The 18,589-nt window shown below is 53.8% G+C and carries 17 protein-coding genes and 2 pseudogenes; 15 read left to right on the top strand and 4 right to left on the bottom strand.

Translation table 11 applies throughout. From position 1 onward, the window contains the following. Positions 1-83: 83 nt before the first annotated feature. From D3M70_RS08425 to D3M70_RS08405, 6 genes and pseudogenes are all read left to right on the top strand, one after another. Positions 84-1,025, top strand: coding sequence for an ABC transporter permease (locus D3M70_RS08425; RefSeq protein ID WP_062391090.1), 942 nt, complete (start codon positions 84-86; stop codon positions 1,023-1,025). Next, positions 1,022-1,444: pseudogene (locus tag D3M70_RS32910) on the top strand (ABC transporter permease); the annotation flags it as partial. The gene D3M70_RS08425 and the pseudogene D3M70_RS32910, both read left to right, overlap by 4 nt. Position 1,445: 1 nt before the next feature. Beyond that, positions 1,446-1,846: ABC transporter permease (locus tag D3M70_RS32905; RefSeq protein ID WP_375232937.1), on the top strand; the 401-nt coding region annotated here is incomplete at its 5' end. A 47-nt stretch (positions 1,847-1,893) separates the two neighbouring features. Beyond that, a complete protein-coding gene (locus D3M70_RS08415) occupies positions 1,894-3,744 on the top strand; it encodes an ABC transporter ATP-binding protein (RefSeq protein WP_256659767.1) in 1,851 nt (616 codons plus the stop codon). A gap of 110 nt (positions 3,745-3,854) precedes the next feature. Further along, the gene (locus D3M70_RS08410; protein WP_165869759.1) at positions 3,855-4,928 is read left to right on the top strand and encodes an NAD/NADP octopine/nopaline dehydrogenase family protein; all 1,074 of its coding nucleotides are present in this window, start codon (positions 3,855-3,857) and stop codon (positions 4,926-4,928) included. A 372-nt stretch (positions 4,929-5,300) separates the two neighbouring features. Then, positions 5,301-6,464 carry an MFS transporter gene (locus tag D3M70_RS08405; RefSeq protein ID WP_062391087.1) on the top strand — a complete coding sequence of 388 codons (1,164 nt, stop codon included), beginning with the start codon at positions 5,301-5,303 and terminating at the stop codon, positions 6,462-6,464. Between the two features lie 247 nt (positions 6,465-6,711). Here the strand turns inward: D3M70_RS08405 and D3M70_RS08400 are convergent, their stop codons facing one another. After that, positions 6,712-8,088 (bottom strand): L-serine ammonia-lyase, encoded by a 1,377-nt coding sequence (locus D3M70_RS08400; RefSeq protein ID WP_120125333.1) that lies wholly within the window; start codon positions 8,086-8,088, stop codon positions 6,712-6,714. A 128-nt stretch (positions 8,089-8,216) separates the two neighbouring features. Between D3M70_RS08400 and D3M70_RS08395 the strand changes: the two genes are divergently transcribed. The 6 genes and pseudogenes from D3M70_RS08395 (at position 8,217) to D3M70_RS08370 (ending at position 13,564) form a co-directional block, all read left to right on the top strand. After that, positions 8,217-9,131 (top strand): LysR substrate-binding domain-containing protein, encoded by a 915-nt coding sequence (locus tag D3M70_RS08395; RefSeq protein ID WP_120125332.1) that lies wholly within the window; start codon positions 8,217-8,219, stop codon positions 9,129-9,131. A 360-nt stretch (positions 9,132-9,491) separates the two neighbouring features. Then, a pseudogene (locus tag D3M70_RS08390) lies at positions 9,492-9,748 on the top strand (DNA polymerase ligase N-terminal domain-containing protein); the annotation flags it as partial. Further along, a complete protein-coding gene (locus tag D3M70_RS33940) occupies positions 9,737-10,072 on the top strand; it encodes an MbcA/ParS/Xre antitoxin family protein (protein ID WP_305955078.1) in 336 nt (111 codons plus the stop codon). The pseudogene D3M70_RS08390 and the gene D3M70_RS33940, both read left to right, overlap by 12 nt. Before the next feature lie 653 nt (positions 10,073-10,725). After that, positions 10,726-11,043, top strand: coding sequence for a hypothetical protein (locus D3M70_RS08380; protein WP_120125331.1), 318 nt, complete (start codon positions 10,726-10,728; stop codon positions 11,041-11,043). Between the two features lie 331 nt (positions 11,044-11,374). After that, positions 11,375-12,037: an HAD family hydrolase gene (locus tag D3M70_RS08375; RefSeq protein ID WP_120125724.1), complete on the top strand. Its 663-nt coding sequence runs from the start codon at positions 11,375-11,377 to the stop codon at positions 12,035-12,037. Between the two features lie 282 nt (positions 12,038-12,319). Further along, on the top strand, positions 12,320-13,564 hold the full coding sequence (locus D3M70_RS08370; protein ID WP_133306447.1) for a hypothetical protein: 1,245 nt from the start codon (positions 12,320-12,322) through the stop codon (positions 13,562-13,564). Positions 13,565-13,695: 131 nt separating this feature from the next. Here D3M70_RS08370 and D3M70_RS08365 read toward each other — a convergent pair whose 3' ends face one another. Further along, positions 13,696-14,184, bottom strand: coding sequence for a helix-turn-helix domain-containing protein (locus D3M70_RS08365; protein ID WP_256659766.1), 489 nt, complete (start codon positions 14,182-14,184; stop codon positions 13,696-13,698). A 276-nt stretch (positions 14,185-14,460) separates the two neighbouring features. Here D3M70_RS08365 and D3M70_RS08360 point away from each other — a divergent pair, with 276 nt between their 5' ends. The 3 genes from D3M70_RS08360 to D3M70_RS08350 all read left to right on the top strand — a co-directional run bounded on the left by D3M70_RS08360 (position 14,461) and on the right by D3M70_RS08350 (position 16,171). Further along, the gene (locus D3M70_RS08360) at positions 14,461-15,192 is read left to right on the top strand and encodes a metallophosphoesterase (RefSeq protein ID WP_120125329.1); all 732 of its coding nucleotides are present in this window, start codon (positions 14,461-14,463) and stop codon (positions 15,190-15,192) included. Beyond that, the gene (locus tag D3M70_RS08355) at positions 15,192-15,506 is read left to right on the top strand and encodes a hypothetical protein (RefSeq protein ID WP_120125328.1); all 315 of its coding nucleotides are present in this window, start codon (positions 15,192-15,194) and stop codon (positions 15,504-15,506) included. Before D3M70_RS08360 ends, D3M70_RS08355 begins: the two co-directional genes overlap by 1 nt. A 167-nt stretch (positions 15,507-15,673) precedes the next feature. Further along, positions 15,674-16,171: a hypothetical protein gene (locus D3M70_RS08350; protein ID WP_120125327.1), complete on the top strand. Its 498-nt coding sequence runs from the start codon at positions 15,674-15,676 to the stop codon at positions 16,169-16,171. 369 nt (positions 16,172-16,540) lie between these two features. Here the strand turns inward: D3M70_RS08350 and D3M70_RS08345 are convergent, their stop codons facing one another. Together D3M70_RS08345 and D3M70_RS08340 are read right to left on the bottom strand one after the other, a co-directional pair. Continuing rightward, a complete protein-coding gene (locus tag D3M70_RS08345; RefSeq protein ID WP_256659765.1) occupies positions 16,541-17,107 on the bottom strand; it encodes a hypothetical protein in 567 nt (188 codons plus the stop codon). A gap of 160 nt (positions 17,108-17,267) precedes the next feature. Further along, positions 17,268-18,533, bottom strand: a complete 1,266-nt coding sequence (locus tag D3M70_RS08340) for a hypothetical protein (RefSeq protein WP_256659764.1) — start codon at positions 18,531-18,533, stop codon at positions 17,268-17,270. Positions 18,534-18,589 lie beyond the last annotated feature (56 nt).

Raw genomic sequence — 18,589 nt, 5'->3', positions numbered from 1 at the left:
ATGCCACTTACGGTGGCAGCTATGCGACTGAGCACAATCGACATGGTGTCAACGTCTGAACTGATCATCTTTGGAGAGCAGTCATGATTCAGTTTGCGATTAAGCGACTGATGCTCGCGATTCCGACCTTGCTGGCAATGTTGACCGCTGTCTTTGTACTCGTTCGTCTGGTACCCGGTGACCCGGCTGCTGTCATTCTCGGTGACCAGGCGAGTGCAGAGTCTTTGGCAGCCATGCGTGAGCAACTGGGCCTAAATCAACCAATCGCGATGCAATATATCCACTTCCTCGGCGACATGCTCTCAGGGAATTTCGGGGCCTCAATGACCAGCGGCAGAACTGTGCTGCAGGAGGTATCCCTGGTTCTACCGTGGACGCTGCAATTGACGTTTGCATCCGTGTTGATCGGCCTCGTGTTCGGTCTGCCCCTTGGTGTCTGGGCGGCGCTTCGTCGCAACGCCTGGCCAGACTACGTGGGCCGCATTCTGTCGCTGACTGGGTTGTCGTTCCCCGCGTTCGTGTCTGCCATGTTGATGCTCCTGGTTTTCGCCATCCATTTCCGGTGGTTCCCCGTGATCGGAAGCTTGGTCGACGGAGGTTTCCTCTCCCAACTCCATGCTCTCACACTGCCCGCATTGAACCTGGGTCTGATCATGACGGCCTATGTGATGCGCGTTACGCGCTCCTCGATGATCAGCGTGCTTGGTGAGGACTACATCCGCACGGCCAAAGCCAAAGGTGTTCGTCCTATGCGATTGGTGTTGAGGCATGGGCTGCGTAATGCACTGATTCCGATTGTCACCGTAGTAGGCCTGTATTTTGGGACGCTCATCGGCAACTCCGTCCTAACCGAAATCGTGTTTAACCGCCCTGGTCTGGGGAAATTGATTTTGGGTGCGCTCAACACCCGAGATTACACCCTGCTCCAAGGGCTGATGGTCGTCTTCGCACTGTGTGTGATCGTCGTAAACATCATCACCGACATCGTTTATGGGTTGGTTGATCCTCGGGTGAAAATCAAATGACTACTCTCACTGCACCACTCGTAGCCAAGCCCACGACACTTTGGCAAGCCTTGTTTCAGAATCGTCTTTCCTGGATTGGGATTGGCCTTCTGGTGATGATCGTCTCGGTCGCATTGTTCGCACCACTCATTGCGCCATATGACCCACTGCAGCAAAACATCGCTTATCGGTTGGAACCGCCGTCTGCTGAGTTTTGGCTGGGCACAGACACCTACGGTCGGGATGTGTTGTCTCGCCTGATTTACGGAACTCGTGTGTCGCTGCTCGTTGGTTTTGTCGCCGTGATGATTGCGATGGTTGTTGGCTCTGCGCTCGGTGTGATCGCCGGGTATGTCGGGGGCATAACTGACCGTCTGATCACTGGCTTTGTTGATGTGCTGCTGTCGTTTCCGACACTGCTGCTTGGGCTCATGGTTGCCNCCGAGATCGCACCTTTTGTTCGTATCGCCCGGGCTCCGACCATAGCACTCAAACAACGCGATTTCGTCGAGGCTGGCCGTTCGTTGGGGTATGGCCCTGGTCGACTGATGACTGTGCATATCTTGCCCAACATGATCTCGGAAGTTCTCGTACTCGGTGCTCTGTGGATGGCGACGGCCATTCGCACAGAAGCTTCGCTGAGCTTCATCGGCTTGGGTGTCCCACCGCCCGCCCCGACCTGGGGGAGCATGATCAGGGAAGGTTTTGAGAACATCTTGGACGCGTGGTGGCTCACGGTATTCCCAAGCCTCGCAATTCTGCTGACCGTGCTTGCGTTGAGCCTGCTGGGTGACGCATTGCGTGATGCAAACGATCCTAAGACTCGTTCGGAGCGCTCATGAATACTCTTAGTGCAGTTCAGGCAAACCGTGATAAGCCCGGAGCAAGCATGAGTGAGGCCTCATCTATGAACGGATCGCTTCCGTTGAACCAAGAAACTGTTCTGGAAGTTACAGGACTGAACGTCGCATTCCGGCGAGGCGGTGGCTGGTCTCCAGTCGTCAAAGACCTCAGCTTTCGTGTCGCGCGAGGCGAGACGCTGGCGATCGTGGGCGAATCAGGCTCGGGTAAAAGTGTTTCTGCGATGTCTATCCTGGGACTGCTGCCAGCTAATACGTCACAGGTGACTGGAAGCATCCGGTTGCAGGGCCAGGAATTGCTATGCCTGCCTGAGCCGGAGATGGCCGATATCCGTGGAAATCGGATTGCGATGATCTTCCAGGAACCAATGACTTCGCTGAATCCGGTCATGACCATCGGTGAACAGATTGCTGAGCCATTGCGGTTACACCGAGGGCTCGATGCGACCCAGGCAAAGGAAGAAGCGCTGAAGCTGATGGAGCGGGTTCGCATCCCCGCTGCCCAAGAGCGGTATGACGACTACCCGCATCAGTTCTCGGGAGGAATGCGTCAGCGCGTCATGATCGCGATGACGTTGGCCTGCAATCCCGCAGTGTTGATCGCCGACGAGCCGACCACAGCCCTTGATGTGACCATCCAGGCGCAAATCCTGGAGTTGATCAAGGAATTGCAGGCGCAAGAGCACATGGCGGTTGTGTTCATCACTCATGATATGGGCGTGGTTGCCCAGATAGCAGATCGTACATTGGTCATGTATCGCGGCGATCTGGTAGAAACGGCTTCCACATCGGAGATTTTTTCGGCGCCTCAGAAGCCGTATACAAAAGCGCTTTTGTCTGCAGTGCCCGAACTCGGATCAATGGCAGCTGAACCGTCGCCTAAGCCGTTTCCGATCTATGACATGGCCGCTGGAAGCAATGTCCCTGCGCCCGAGATGAAAGACAGTGTGCGTCATACCAAACCCTACCTCCTGGAGGTGTCTGGCCTGACAACTCGGTTTGATGTGCGGTCTGGTTTTTTCAAGCGCGTCACTGGCCGAGTGCATGCGGTCGAAAACGTGAGTTTCAATCTTAGCCAAGGTGAAACGCTTGCAATTGTTGGGGAGTCCGGGTGCGGCAAATCGACGACTGGACGACTCATCACGGGGCTCCTTGATCCAACCCATGGGTCAGTCAAGTTGGAGGGTGTCGAGCTCGGGTCTATCACGCCAATGGAGCGTGCCAGGAAGATCCAGATGGTCTTCCAGGATCCTTATTCGAGCCTGAATCCACGACAGACTGTAGCTCAATCGATCATTGAGCCGCTCAGAGTGCATGGGCTTTACGATGCCAAGCGATGTGAAGAGGTCGCCATTGAGTTGCTCGTAAAAGTGGGGCTGCCCGCCGATGCTGCTTGGCGCTTGCCGCACGAGTTTTCTGGCGGGCAGCGTCAACGTGTGTGCATTGCTCGGGCTCTGGCGTTGAGACCAGGCACGATTGTCGCTGACGAGGCGGTTTCGGCCTTAGATGTATCGGTAAAAGTCCAAATTGTGAATCTGTTGCTCGAATTGCAACAAGAGCTGGGCTTGGGCTTCATATTCATTAGCCATGATATGGCGGTAGTTGAGCGTGTGAGCCACCGAGTGGCGGTGATGTACATGGGGGAAATAGTCGAGATTGGGCCTCGTGCCGCAATCTTTAACGATCCTAAACATCCCTATACACGCCGTTTGATTGACGCAGTACCTATTCCTGACCCTGCACGAAAGCAGGTGCAGCGAGTGTCTGCCGGTACTTTGAGAACTCCGTATAAAGCGCATGATTTCATTCCTCCGGCACGGGTGTATCACCAAGCCGGGGAGGGTCACTTTTACATGGAGCCCGAAGGCGAATGGTGCTGAGTCTGAGCTAGCGGTTCAGGTATTACCATCATCAAGTAACGAAATGCAGTGCTGTTTCTCGGTGTTTATTTTGAGACCCGGGACGGCACTGCTTCACCTGGGATTTGAAAATGCAGTCATACAAAGTAGGAATTATCGGAGCTGGTGGCATTGGCCTTGCTTACGCGGCATGGACTGCAAATCGTGGTAACGGCGTCACGATTTGGAATGGGCGCTCCTCGGATCAGCCTTCGTTGGGACGCCTCAAGTTGCATGCAACGGGGGTGTTAGAGGGAAGTGTGGACGTTGATAGAGTCAATAACGCTGAGGACACGGTTTCAGCGGCTGACGTGGTAATTATCTGCTTGCCTGTGAATGCGCACCGACAGGCAATTGATGCTGCGCTCCCAAGCTTGAGAAGCGGCCAGACGGTTATCGTAAGTTCAATGGGCTCGTTGTCGGCGCTTTATCTTCGGGAGCGCGCGAGGAACCTGGGGGTAGATCTTGTCGTCGCCAGTTTTGGCACAACTGCACTTACCGCGCGAAGGGTTTCGGAAGACAAGGTCAATATCATGGTGCGTCGCCCATCGCTGGGCGTCTCCTGCTTGCCAGCTTCAAAAGTTGAAGATGCGCAGCGTGTATGCAGTGATTTATTCGGTAGTGATTTCGTGGTGGATGAAAACCCACTGATGTCGACATTGAATAATACCAATGCCGTTTTCCACGCTCCGCTTGCTATCCTTAATTGGACGCGTATCGAACGAAAAGAAAGCTGGCCTCAATATCATTATATGACATCTTATGTGTGCAAACTCATTGCGCAGCTTGACGCTGAACGATTGAATTTGGCCTCTGCTTTTGGATGGCAGCTTAAGACTTTGGGGCAGAAACTGAAACAGTCATTCGGTATCCAGTCCGAAGGTTTGAAAGAAATTGCGGAGGAACTACACCAGAAGAGGGGTGGGCCGCCCGGGCCTATTGAAGTAGACACCCGATACATTTCTGAAGATGTGCCATACGGTTTGGAGTTCACTTTGGCGTTGGGGCGCATAGCCAATGTACCGATGCCGGTCACCCAGAGCATTGTTGCAATGTCGGCCCTACTGCTGCCAGATGGCTTGTCTAACGAAAACGACCTGGTTGAAGGACTGAAGCTTGAGTCCGAGTCCATGGAAGGGCTACTGGCTCGTGTAGCTGCAGCGTAAGCTGATACCTGACGTAGTGCGTGGCTATAGTCTGAGCGGGGAGTGGCTGATGTCCATGGCAGTTATTTATCACATGGAATCACCACTGAGATTTCCCCCGCTCGGCGGTGGATCCATCAGATTAGCTTATAGGGTGCGTGTATATTTTTATTTTATTCCGTCGGTGGATAATGCCAAAATTAAGACCTGTGATGCGGCGCGGTCACATAATGCTCACATCATTGTCGCCTCTTGCTCTCGTTCACACCCTTAGATACAGGGGCAAGATGATTTAATCCTTTGTACTTTTCCTTGAGCCCCACGCGGCTCAGGGATTTTTTGTTTTCGAGAGAAAAGTTAATGTGCGTTACACTACCGTAGTGAGTGCATAACATGTCACGCTCCCAATTGCTTTTGATACTCTGTGCTCAAACCCTCATGCTAGCGGCATTCCAAGGGTTGAAGCTAGCAGCGCCTCTGTACGCGCTTTCCATAGGTGTAAGTGACGGAGCGGTAGGGGCGCTTGTGGCACTATTCGCCGCAAGCCAGATATTTCTCGCCATTCCAATTGGACGCTTTGCCGACAAAAAGGGGCTGCACGCCCCAATGGCTTATGCTGCAGTGGGATCCGGTGGAATGCTTTTCTTGGGGGCATTGCATCCGGAAATAGTGATAATTTCAATGATTGCCGTTGCGCTGGGGGCTGCAAACTGCGTCACTTTGATTGTCATGCAGCGTCACGTCGGGCGGGCTGATCTAAGCGATGAAGCTCGTCGAAATTACTTTGGCTGGCTCGCGATATCGCCCGCTTTATCAAGTTCTTTGGGCCCATTGGCTGCCGGGCTCATCATAGATTTACTGACACCAGCCAAAGGCGATTATGTGGCCTTTCAGTATTGTTTTGCATTTTTGGCACTTTTATCCTGCTCGTCGTGGTTGTTCACCCGTAAGGTAATCGCGATGCGCAGTGCAAGTGTCCCAGTTGCGATTAAGGCGCCTGCTTGGGATCTTTTGAAATCTGCAAATTTCAGGGGTATTCTATTTATTAACTGGCTCCAATCTACGGTTTGGGATGTGCACTCGTTTATCGTGCCTGTTATAGGCTTTAAGGCCGGCTACAGTGCTTCAATCATAGGCGTAATATTAGGTGGTTTTGCTTTTGCTGCAGCAGCGATCAGGTTGGTCTTGCCAATTTTGAGTAAGCGCTTTTCAGAAAAACAAATCATTGCTTGCTCATGTGTAGTGGCAGTCATAGTGTTTTCGATTTACCCATTTGCGCACAACCCGTTGATGATGTTCACGTGCTCTACTGTGCTGGGCGCAGCATTAGGATGTGTCCAACCTATGATATTGACGATGTTAGTTCAAGTAACTCCACTGCATCGTCAGGGCGAGGCATTTGGTATCAGGCTTACGGCACTGAATGCATCAAATTTTCTTGTGCCAATAGTCGCCGGTTCGTTTAGCGGGTTGGTCGGCTTGAGCAGTATTTTCTGGATGGTCTCGGCTCTGATGATCCTGGGAATTCCCAAGATTCGCAATATTCAGATTCGTTGAGTTCTGATGTGAGTCGCGACAGCGTTGTATCCCGACTGACCTAGAGCTCGATGGTTGGCAAATTAGTTCGATAACGCTCGCCTTCGGTTTTCCACTGCGGGATAGGCAGACAGCTGTTATGGCACATGCCTTGTCTGTTTTGAAGGGGATGGAGGAGTAATCGTTGATCGCTTAGTCATCGTCAAATGCGATTTGCTCCAGGTGGCTCCATCGACAGTTTCGAGGAGCCACCTTCAATCAGCGTGGATCAGCACTCGATCAGATTGACTGCTAACCCGCCCCGCGATGTCTCCTTGTACTTATCGTGCATGTCAGCACCAGTGTCTCGCATTGTCCGAATCACATGATCGAGGGAGATAAAATGCTCACCGTCTCCGCGAAGCGCCATCTGCGCCGCGTTGATCGCTTTGACTACCGCGATGGCATTGCGCTCGATGCACGGTACCTGGACAAGGCCTCCCACCGGATCACATGTCAGCCCCAGATTGTGCTCAAGGCCAATCTCTGCAGCATTTTCAACCTGCTCAGGGGTTGCCCCCAATATCTCGGAAAGGCCTGCTGCGGCCATTGCACAGGCCGAGCCGACTTCGCCTTGGCAGCCGACCTCTGCACCCGAAATAGACGCGTTTTTCTTGCACAAGATCCCGACAGCGGCGCAGCTCAAGAAGTAGCGAATGACGTCGTCGTCGCACGCCTCAGGGTTGAATTTCATGTAGTAATGCAGCACCGCCGGGACAATTCCTGCTGCCCCGTTTGTAGGCGCCGTCACCATCCTCCCGCCAGCGGCATTCTCTTCATTCACCGCCATTGCAAACAGGTTTACCCACTCCATCGCGCTCATGGTAGAAACGATGACGTTGGGCTTCTCAAGGGCCAACAAGCTTTGATGGAGCCGGCGAGCCCGTCGGCGGACTTGCAGCCCTCCAGGCAAAACGCCTTGTTCCTCCAACCCCTTTTCAACGCACTCCTCCATAGCGGCCCAGATCTTAAGAATCTCAGCTTTGATCTGAGCTTCAGTACGCCAGGCTTTCTCATTTTCCATCATCAGTTGCGAGACGCTCAGCCCATGCTCCTTACAAAGCCTGAGCAGTTGTGCACCGCTGGAGAAGTCATACGGCAACACGGTTTGATCGGAGTCGAGCACGCCGCTCGCCGCTTGGTTGGCGTCGACTACGAACCCGCCACCTACGGAGTAATAGGTCTGCTCAAAAAGCTTCCCGTTCGGGCCATAAGCGCACAGGCTCATGCCGTTGGGGTGGTAGGGAAGGCTTTCATCGAGCATAAGCATGTCTCGCTCCCATATGAACTCGACGGGATGCTCATCCCCCAAGCTGAGTATCGAGGTGCTACGAAGAGCATCTATGCGCACGCCGATTTGGGAGGGGTCAACCTGATCAGGCCATTCGCCCATCAGACCCATCACGGTCGCACGATCACTCGCATGGCCAATGCCGGTTGCCGAGAGCGAGCCATAAAGGCGCACCTCAACCCGTTCAGTCCTGTCCAAGATCTGCGAAGCACGCAATTCGTCGATGAACAACGCACCTGCGCGCATCGGGCCAACCGTGTGAGAGCTGGAAGGGCCGATACCAATTTTGAACATGTCGAACACGCTGATCGCCATTGCAAATCACCTCCAAGAATTTCATCGAGGGGATATCAGTTTTCCCCTTTGCTTGGTCGTTATCTTTGGCTGTCAGGGCGATGGGGACAAACGATCCTTCCTACCCAATGTATTAGCAGGTCTCCTCAATGAGCCGAATCGTGAACGCTCAAATGCATGCCTCACTTCAGGTGTTTGCTTGCGCGGCGCGACATTTGTCGTTCACGAGGTGTGCGGATGAACTGCATGTGACGCCTGGGGCAATCAGCCAGCAGATTCGGCACTTGGAAGAGCGTCTTGGCTTTGCGCTGTTTCACAGAGTCGGGAGAGGCTTGGAGTTGACGGCTGAAGGTCAGCGTCTGGCATCTGTTGCCAATGAGGTACACAGTCGGATCAGTGAAGAGCTGAGGATCCTGCATTCGGGGCGGATTGGTGGCGTGTTGAAGCTCAGGTGCATCCCCTCATTCCTCAGCAAATGGCTAATGCCTCGCTTGCCAGAGCTGCAAGCTGACTACCCAGACATGGAGCTGCGAGTCGTGGCCGAGGATAGCAGTGGATCTCTGCGCGACGATGATTTTGATTTGGCTATCGACCTGAACGACGGCAGTTACCCTGGACTGCTCACAACGCCATTGCTGGAGGAGGAGTTGTTTCCAGTTTGCTCCCCCGCGCTGTTGAAAGGAAAACCGCCCTTGGATTCGCCCTCTCAACTGGTGCACTACCCGTTGTTGCACGACATAACGGCATGGCGGGGAAGCTATGAATATGCAGAGTGGGAATTTTATTTGGCAGCGATAGGAGTGTCTGGAATTGACGTCCGACGAGGCCACACCTTCAACCGAAACCATCTGACAATCGAAGCTGCAAGGATGGGGATGGGCGTGGCGATCGCACGGAAAGCGCTGATCACCGATGAGCTGGAGCAGGGGTCGTTGATCGTACCGTTCGGGCATCCCATTGCAGCGCGGAAAAAATATGTGCTGGCTTACCGAGAGGGCGCCTTGAATACACCTTCTCGGAGAGCAGTGCATGATTGGTTAGTAGCCCAGGCAAGCAATGCATGAAGCGGTGGAAGGTGCTCGGATGCGGCCCCTTTCCCGATGAACCACAGCGATGGCGGACGCATCGAATGGTAATCCAGTTCCAGCCTTGATCATGTGATCTTACCTACACCGAGGCAATTAGCGGGCTGTCCCTCGCTACCCTGAGGATCGCTCCATGGTTAGCTTTCCTGATCTTCAGCGTCGACCATCCGGAAGCGGCAGGACAGCTACAAGCGCTGAATGAGGCGAATGCTCTAGAAGCCGGTGAGCTTTGTTCGCGCTTCGAGACACTATGGTTTCGCAGATTCTGGGCGCAGAGGCAAAACAGCGTGGTTTTTCGCCCGAAGCGTTGGTGCAGGAGCGCATCGGCAAATCGAGCCAATGGCAGGCGAACCGGACACAGTTCCAGGCCTTGAAAAGTACAACGAGATGCGCGACTTCGGTGCCTCGCCTGAGTCTTCAGGTTTATCCAGAGCCACGAAGCGAAGCAGACACTCCGAACCCCAGGCCCTGCAGTTTTGCGTGTAAAACACGACGCCACCAGGCTCCACTACGATTTCCGTTTTGAGCTCAACGGCACGCTCAAGAGCTGGGCCGTACCTAAAGCCCCATGCTTCGATCCGAAAGTGAAGCGGCTATGCTCCATCAGCTATTGCGCGCATGATAGCTGTCTAACCAATAGGGCTAGCATCCATTTGGTTTCTCACCGTGAGGTCTCCGTCGAGATTAGCCATGATGATCTCGTGGTCGCCAAGACTCAGGAGGGGGTTGTGGATTATTTGAAGCACACATTGGCTGAGGCCGAGAGGGTGTTTGGAGAGAAAAGCAAGGCAGCCGCTTGGGTGTCGCAGCCACGAGCTGTGTTCGGCAATAAATCTGCTTTGGAGCTCGCGTGCGATGAGGCGGGGTATCAGAGGGTGAAGGAACAGCTGGCCCGTTTGGAGCAGGGCTTCGTCTGCTAAGCCAGCTTCGCTTCCTACCAAGAGACGTTTCTTCTCACGTAAAGATTTTCGGGGCAGGCTCGGACAAACGTGCATGAATGAGACGTTTCTTTTAGATATGCGACATTCTGTTCACCCCCCCCCTCTTGAAAATTTTTAAACGAGACGGAGTTTTTATTTTTGAGGGCAAAAGAAAAGCGGTGATGTCTCGGCAACCCCGTTCCGGCAGGATCCTGCTGTGTTTTTCCATCTGACAGTTCCGAATTTCGCTTACTCGGTCTACAGGGTAAGACAGTGCTCTGCTGGCACCGAATCGGGTGGGGGGCTAGGAGGGATCGCCTTTCTTTGCAGCCGTAAGGCTGCTGCTTATGCTTTGTTTACAAACCAATCGGTCTATTTTTAAAAAAATCAATATATAGTAGTTTTTATGATGTTTGTCGGTAATTTTGCCTATATGTGGTGTTTTGGTGGTGGCTGAATCTGCGGGTAAAGGTTAGGCCTGACGGGCTGTTTAAACGCTGGGTAGGAATTTCGTAGCGTCACTTGCTCTGTTTGGGAAGGGGCTGTTCCTTGCAGTGTACAATTTATGACCTGGGCCTCCTCTCGCCCATTTCGGTGGAGGCGATCGGTATGAAGATTGTCCACCCGTCATCAGTGGTGTTTGAGATCGAGATATGAGTAAGACCCTTAGCGAGGAAGAGATGAGAGCGGCGCTGTTCGGTGACACCGCTGGGCCTGTCGGCGGGCCAATTCAACATCAACCCCAACCCAGGGCAGTACCGGCGACAAAGACACATGGGGTTAAGCGCCTGTCCTCTAGGTTACGCGTCACTATGCGTGTTACTAAGGAGTTCGAAGGGGAGGAAGAAGTCTTCGTCCATGATGCGAACACGCTGAGTACGCTGATCGCGGAGGCCGAGGCCAAAACAGCGGCGAAAAAGAAGAAGTATCGCTATTTCGATGTGATTTCAGTGACACCGGTTCAGGTGTGAGCGCTTCGTCCCGCAGCATCTTGAATAGAGCCGTGCCCTAATCAGTTTAGTTTCGGTATGTGAGAGGTATGGATGCGTTCTAAGCGTGAGCAACGGCCCGAAACAGTGATCTGCGGGAATCTCAAATGTGCGAGGACGCTGAGTTTCTGCGGTTACCGGCAGGGGTATGTCGACGACGAAGTTGAACCAGATCGAGTCCATTGGCGGGCATACCCACTCCTCGATGGCGACTCTGTGTTATGTCCATGCGGGCACTACACGGCTTACTACAACCCTGCAACGCGCACCCCACCTCCAAGGTGAGGCGCCTGCAACATGTGAGGCTAGCCCTGTGCCGATCGTAGCAGCTATTTTTGACGCCTTTGGAACCACGGTTCAGATCAAGTGCAAGCGTCATCCATTTCGGCAACTGCTGCGCATTGGCGCGAAGCAAGGCCGTAAGCCGCGCGCCGCTGATCTCCACTGTCTGATGACCTCCAGCCTCGGGATAGAGCGTGCTGCAGAGCTCTTCGGCATCAGTCTGAACGCAAATGAGCTTCGATCCCTGGAGCATGACCTTGTGGAGGAGCTGGAATCGATCACGGTGTACCCCGATGCAATTGAGGCGTTCCGGAGGTTAAAGGCCGCAGGCGTAGCGACGGCCATCTGCTCGAACCTTGCCTCCCCATATGGGCCAGTGCTGAGACGCTTACTGGGTGACGTCGACGGATTTGCGTTGAGCTATGAGCTCGGGATGATGAAGCCGCATGAGGGTATCTATCTCGATGTATGCAATCAGTTGGCTGTACGCCCGCAATGGGATCACAGCCCATCAGCTGAGCGTGTGGTGATGATCGGTGATTCTCGGCCATGCGATAGAGATGGCCCTCGGGCTGTTGGCATTTCCGGCTATTACCTGGATCGTAGTGGGGGCGGGGAAATTGCCGATCTAGTGCAATTCGTGGAGCTCGTAGTGGGGGAAAGCTGTCTCGATGACGGCACGACCCGAAAATGACCGGCAAGTGATCCTTTCCAATGCCGCGATGGTTGCAATGGCCCTCGCGCGATGCTCTGAGTGAGCGTAGTTACACCTGCTGTTCGAGTCTGATGTGTGATGACCCGCACAATCACAGCCGGCTCGAACAGTCCAGAGCGGATGGTTCCCTAGGATTACTGGAGGTCGTCTGCGTGAGATGCAGGCGCTGAGCAGGTGCACCTTTCGTTAATCAGCGTCGTGCCTAGCGAAAGTGGGCAAATCGCCATTATGATCAGGCTCTTACCCAGGGAGAGGTGCGTAATGTTTGGTTTTTCACCCAAGAGTGAGGGCTATTTGTTTTCCAGCACTAGCCTAGTTGATGGCCTGGCTCACCGTCGATCGACCACACTCGCAGAGGTTGAGAGCTTGGATGCCAACCGTCTGCTCAACACTGCGCCAGATGATCTGGTTGCGTATCTGGTCGAGAAAGCCTCGGTGGAACCAATCGTTCTTCGCAAGCAGGATTGGTATGCGGATTCTAAGGAAGTCCAAATCGATGTTCGGTATGACCGTAATCGGTATATCCGAGATTCCAGCCGCCCAGTTCTGATTGCAGGTGAGAGAATAGAAGTTCACGTCCCTTTCGATGGGCCTGCTGATTTCTTCTACGCGCAGTCGAATCAAATGACCACAAATCCGCCCCGCGCGAAGGTGGTCGGAAGCGAGCTGATTCTTGAATTTCAATATGCAGCGGATTCGCCTCGTGAGATCCGTCCAGAGGTCGACCGCCTGCTGTCGAGTATCGAAACGTATCTGAGCTGGCAGCAGCCCTTGATCGACGCCCACAACTCGTCGATGCCCAGCATGGCTCGTCAGGCGGTGGACACGCGAAGAGAGCGACTCCTGGCTCAGTCCCAGCGCACGGCTGCTTTGGGCATTCCGATTCGCCAACGCTCGGATGCGCCCAAGACTTACGCCGTGCCAACTGCACGACGTAAAGCCGCACCGACCTTGCCAGCTGCTACTTCCAAACCCTACCAGCCAGAGCCGACTTGGGCGATTGATCAGTACGAGCATGCTCTGAAAATTGTGCAGGACATGTCTCTGGTCATGGAGCGCAGTCCGGCTGCGTTCAAAACCATGGACGAGGAGGCGCTGCGCCAGGCCTTCCTGATGCAGCTAAACGCCCAGTTTGAGGGTAAGGCAACCGGCGAAACCTTCAACATGAGTGGGAAGACCGACATCCTCCTGCGTGAGGGTGAGCGCAACGTCTTCATTGCCGAATGCAAATTCTGGAAAGGCCCGAAGGCATTTGGTGAGGCAATTGACCAACTGCTCCGATACACGACGTGGCGAGACAGCAAGACGGCCATTCTAGTCTTCAACAGAGGCGTGGAAACAAGCCGCGTCTTGGCCGGTGTAGATGCGACTGCCCAGGCTCATGAGAATTTCAAAAAGCGCGTGAGCTACCCTCATGAGAGCGGTTTCCGTTACGTGTTCCACCAGGTAGGCGATGCGAACCGGGAGTTGATCATCACCGTCCTGGTCTTCCATGTTCCGTCATGAGCCGGTAAGGCGACATGGGGGTTGAGGTGTCAGTAATTCTCAGCCCCTGGCTTGCTGTGATCGCCTCCGTGGTGAGCGCCTAATCTGAGCTTCCTTTGCAGTGCCTTGGTAGGTCAGCCGGGCGCGAGTTACTAGCGAACCGGGGGAAGCGCTCGTTGCCAAAGAAAACTCACGGTGGATCGGCTGATTCGCAACTGCCTTGCAGTCTCCGCCTGAGTTAGCCCTGACTTCTTGCATTCCTGAACCTTTCGCAGCTTGTCGAGATCCGCAGGGCGCGCGGCTGGCCGTTTTAATATCTCATCACCCTTCAGATGGGCAGCGATATCAGCGCGGCTCACTCGATCCTTGAGTGCCCTCAATTCCTCTGTGGCCTGTGCGAGCAAAAGGTCATGGGGCTCGTCGTCTCTTGTCGCTAGTACTAAGGCCAACAACGCCAAAGGGCTCAGCTCCAAGACGGCAGCGAGCTCAATGAATTTGTCCAACGAAGGGGTGCTCTGAGCGCTTTCGAGCTTGGTGAGATAGGTGCGCGACGTGGCCTGCGCCATTTCTTCTTGAGTCAGTCCCAAGCTGCCTCGGACGGCTCTTATGACTGCTGCGAGCGCTGGTCTTATCGGCGTCAATGCGAATGCCCTCGAAAACCGAGGATGTAGCCACGTTGCGTTGTACAGTTACACATCATATAGTGTATAAAACTGGTCGAAAGGCTTTCTGAGCCTGGCAGGGCTATGAGGTGACTGATGCTGAGGTGCGTCTGCATACGGTCGAACCATCGCCGGCAGAAGTGTACGAGCCCATCAGCTCTGGCAATGTTGGCGCACTGCTGATGATCAATTAATCGCTAAATCGTATCGCAACCCACCGTCTCCGGCGGGTTGCAGGTCAATGGAGGCCTGGCTGTGAGAGTGCGGATTTACTCCGACCTGCACCGCGAATTTGAGGCTTGGGAGCCCCCGGAGTGTTCAGGGGTCGACCTGGTGATTCTGGGCGGTGATATCGATAAAAAGGGCAGGGGGGTCAGATGGGCCAATCAAGCTTTCAGTTGCCCTGTCGCGTACGTCGCTGGGAACCACGAATTTTATGATGGTCACATTGATCGTACTCTGTTGAAGATGAAAGACGGCGCCGCCGGCCATGTTCATATTCTTGAAAACGAGACCTTGGTGCTGGGCAATCTGAGAGTCCTCGGCACGACAGGCTGGACTGATTTCTCATCTACTGGAGATCAGATCGCAGCAAGCAACATGGCGCGCGAGTGGATGGGCGATTTCAAATACATTCGTACCGACTCAAATTACCGGCGTTTGAGGCCCGATGACGTCATCGCCAGAAATCATGCCGCCAAGGCTTGGCTGAGACAGGAGCTGGCTAAAAAATTTGAAGGCAAAACATTGGTGGTGAGTCATCACTCTCCTTCTCCGCTCGTCATCGGAAACGAGCATGAGGGGCATCTGACTGCTTCGTACACAAACGACTGGCAAGACCTCATTCCTCTCGCGGACGTGTGGGTGTTTGGGCATACGCACAAGGCTGCGGAAGTTGAGTTGGCAGGGTGCAGAGTCATATCGAACCCCAAAGGCTATCCAAATGAAAACACGGGCTTTGATCCCGATTTTGAGATCCAAATCTGATGCCTAGTCTCTTGAGCAAGCGATCTGCGTTCGCTGTCGATGCCATTCCGGTTGCACAGCGCGCGCCATCCGAGGTGATCAGAGCGCAGAGCATCGATTGGAATGTCCCTGTCGACGCGTTCTTGGTCGATGCTGCTCGGGCCGGGAGGAGATATGCCGCTTTGGTCTACGGCGATCGATCAGGGATGAACCAGGATGGTATGACCATCGCCACACCGCCACTTGAATACGTCGAGGCCAAGTCGGGTTTCAAATTGATGCGGAGCGTCAGTGGCGAGGACTACTACGTGATCACTAGCGAGCTGAACATCTAGCCGCGCAACGCCGGGTATCATTAAGGCCGGATCGAACGATTCTGCCTTCGGTGCAATGTTCCAGATCTCTTATCCGTCATGTCTGATTGATGGCGGCGATGTATGGCGCTGCCGATGAGGTTTACGCGCAAGCCTCAGTGGTTAATAAGTACACTTAAGGATAATGCATGTCTGAACTTAAAAAGATTACAGTTACAGTTAAGAACTACGACCTTCAAGCGAGTGGTGATCTAGATGCCCTCTATCGAAATGTTCGGTACGAGGATGAGGAGGGCAGAACGTCTTACTTTAAGGAAGTGGTGATGCTCAACTATCTTAAGAAGCACGGGGCGATCGTTACTGACGCTCGCTGCACCTGGTACTATAAGCATCTTTCCAAAAAGTCGATTGTTCTCGTAGCTTTTGAGAAGAATAACGGCAAGGTTGAGTATGATTTAGAGCATATGCGGGTGGTCGCTAGGTCTAGTGTTATCAAAGGCATTATCTTTGCGGCGGCGGCCATCCCTGCGGGGCTTGTCATCGCTACAGCCACCTACGGCGTCGGCTTAGTATTCATCCCGGTTGGATTTTTTTATGCGTATAGATGCGCTTTCAAAATTCCAGGCTTGCTCCGCCGAAAGACACTTGTGCGTGAGCTGGCTGGGTATGGAGTTGTCGTCCGATAACGGGCTTTATTACTTTCGTGGGTGGTCAGCTGCTTTTGAAGCACAGCTGAAGATCTTTTCGATCATCAGCGCCTGCGATCATTAGGGTGCATCGCCACCGGGTGTTCCTCAAATCCCTGACTGACACCGGCTTCTCAATGCTGTCCTGAAAGCAGGCCAGCCCTGAGAGAGATTGCACTGACTTCAGAGGTTTCTTCCTAGCGACCTGATAGAGTGGACTCATTGCTCAGTCGCTTTGGGCACCTTAAGAAGGCGAGAAGGAGCTGAATGTGTCAGTTTTGAAGAATTCAGCCATGCACATGGTCGCAATCGTCGGAGTCTTTTGCACCTTGTATCCAGGGATCGAGCCGGTCACTGCAACATCGGTAGTTAGCGATGGGGCATGGCTGCAACTCTGTAGTGACAAAGCCTAGCGAGCTCGAATGCCACCAAGGGTTGGTACCCAAATGACCTGAACAACTCAAAAACGCGTGGTTCCAGGATCGATTCGAAGAAGTTTGTCAGGTCGAGCTTGATCAGCCAATCCGCCCCGCAGTGAAGCTCGGCGGCTTCCAGCACCCCGTGGCGATTGTCATACGCGTTGCTGGCCTCATGAGGCTCGATCTTGGACAGAATGTGGGTGTTTATCCATCGTTGCACCTTCAGTAGATCTTCGCACGGGGCGCATATCCATCTGTAACGATCTACTTGGTGGCCAACATTCTGTTTCCTGAGCTTGAAGACGTTGTACGCCTCGGTCTCGTAGGTGCGGCTGATCGTACGATGTAAGAAGGGGTACGGGACGCCTGTCAGTTGGGCGAGGTGATTCAGGGTGAGGATAGGTGGGCACCCGTGCTTTACCTGCTTTGCCGTCTTCACAGCGTTTTTCAGTATGCGCTGGGGCACACCTGCCTGCTGCCCGGTTTTTAAATAGGGCTGAGAGCTCCAGCGACTCATCTACCTTTAGATTCCGCCCTGGCGGACGTGAGCCTTCTGATCGCAAGACGTCGCAAGCGAGTAAAAGAAGGCTCACATCTCCAGTAGGCGTGGGATCGTCCGACGGTAAGCATAATTTGCTCCCATTACGCCTGCACAACGTGCAGGATTCTAGATTCCGCTACTGCGGAGCTCTCAGCTGGCTCGGATAGTACGAAGTAAAGGGATCAGGAGCTACAAAAAATTTCCGTCCTTCCCGGCGCAAAAGTCGGATGCGTTTCTGGCCCGCGAGCGTTAACGCTCCGGATCTGGTTATCCAACCTCGGGTCACTGCGCGTTCAATCGCGCTAAGGATCGTATCGAGGGAAAGCGGAAGGACTTGCCGAAGCTCTGCAATTCTCCGCCTGCTTTGGGAGTGAGCAAGCAAGATTATGGTCGCGTTTTTGTTCTGCTCGCTCGCCCGTTTGAAGGTGGGTGATCGTGATATCTCGGGCACGTCAAGCCGATCCAGAGCATTACTTATCACCCTGACCCTGTTGACCTGAGTTGACTGCCAGAGGTTGTCAGTAACGCGCTTGGGGAAGAGAGGCGCCCATTTTTTTTTGCCCCTGGTTTTTTCAGAGACAAAAATCGCCGGCATATTGTTCGGCGCCCCGTGCTCAAATGTCAGCAATGCCGCAGTGTCTTTCCAGCCCAGGGGGGCGCTGCTATGTGCGCCATACGTTTCACACAGCTCGACCATTTCGTCCAGGTCATCGTCAAAGCTGTTAAAGAGCGTTGGGCACTCGGTCACGACCCGCACGTTAGGGGCGAATTTGTGACTACGCACATGTTTGATGCCTTGGTCGGTGCCGCTGTAGGCCATCACCCAAAAGGTGACAAACTTTCCTGAGTACCAGCTTCTGATCGACGCCACATTCCACATCGCATCGAGCATCCTTGTAGCTCGATCACCGCTCCCGATAAAGTCGGTCAAAATGACGAAGTTCCGAACCTCTGATTCCCTAACCTTTTCTGCTGTAGGCTGAAGCAGAAAGCGCGCTGGGTTCGAGCGACACAGCGTGTTGGCCATGAATGCCACCAAGCCTTCGCTACCCACATCTTGAGTCGAGTAGGTCAGTGATTGGACGGCTTGCTTCGCTGCACCATAAGCCCGTAGGTGCTTCTTTTTTGATCTGAGGTTGCGGGATTTCTTCTGCTTGTAGAAAGGCGGGGGAAGCTTGGCTTTTGTCTTCTGCAGCTCACGCTCAATGAACAGAGCCGAAGACCTCCTCATTGGCAGCTCGCTTTTTATGAGCTTGGTCAGGCTATCCTTGAATTCGTTAAGGGGGCAGTAGTTGATTGAGTCCAGCAAAACCTCAGCCAGCTCGCGATCGCTAGGCCGCTTATCGAACTGGTTAAGCCACAGCTGAGTTTTTTCCTGTTCCCGAAGAGGGGGCTGCATCATCCTGATCCCTTAAATTGCTGGGTGCCTTGGTCAAGGAGGGCTTTGGCGCTCCCTAG

Origin of the sequence: Pseudomonas sp. LS-2 (genome assembly GCF_003605735.1) — a bacterium.
In the GTDB taxonomy this organism is placed as follows: Bacteria; Pseudomonadota; Gammaproteobacteria; order Pseudomonadales; family Pseudomonadaceae; genus Aquipseudomonas.
Note: the sequence above shows the minus strand (reverse complement) of the source record. Positions and strands in the feature narration are given on the sequence as shown.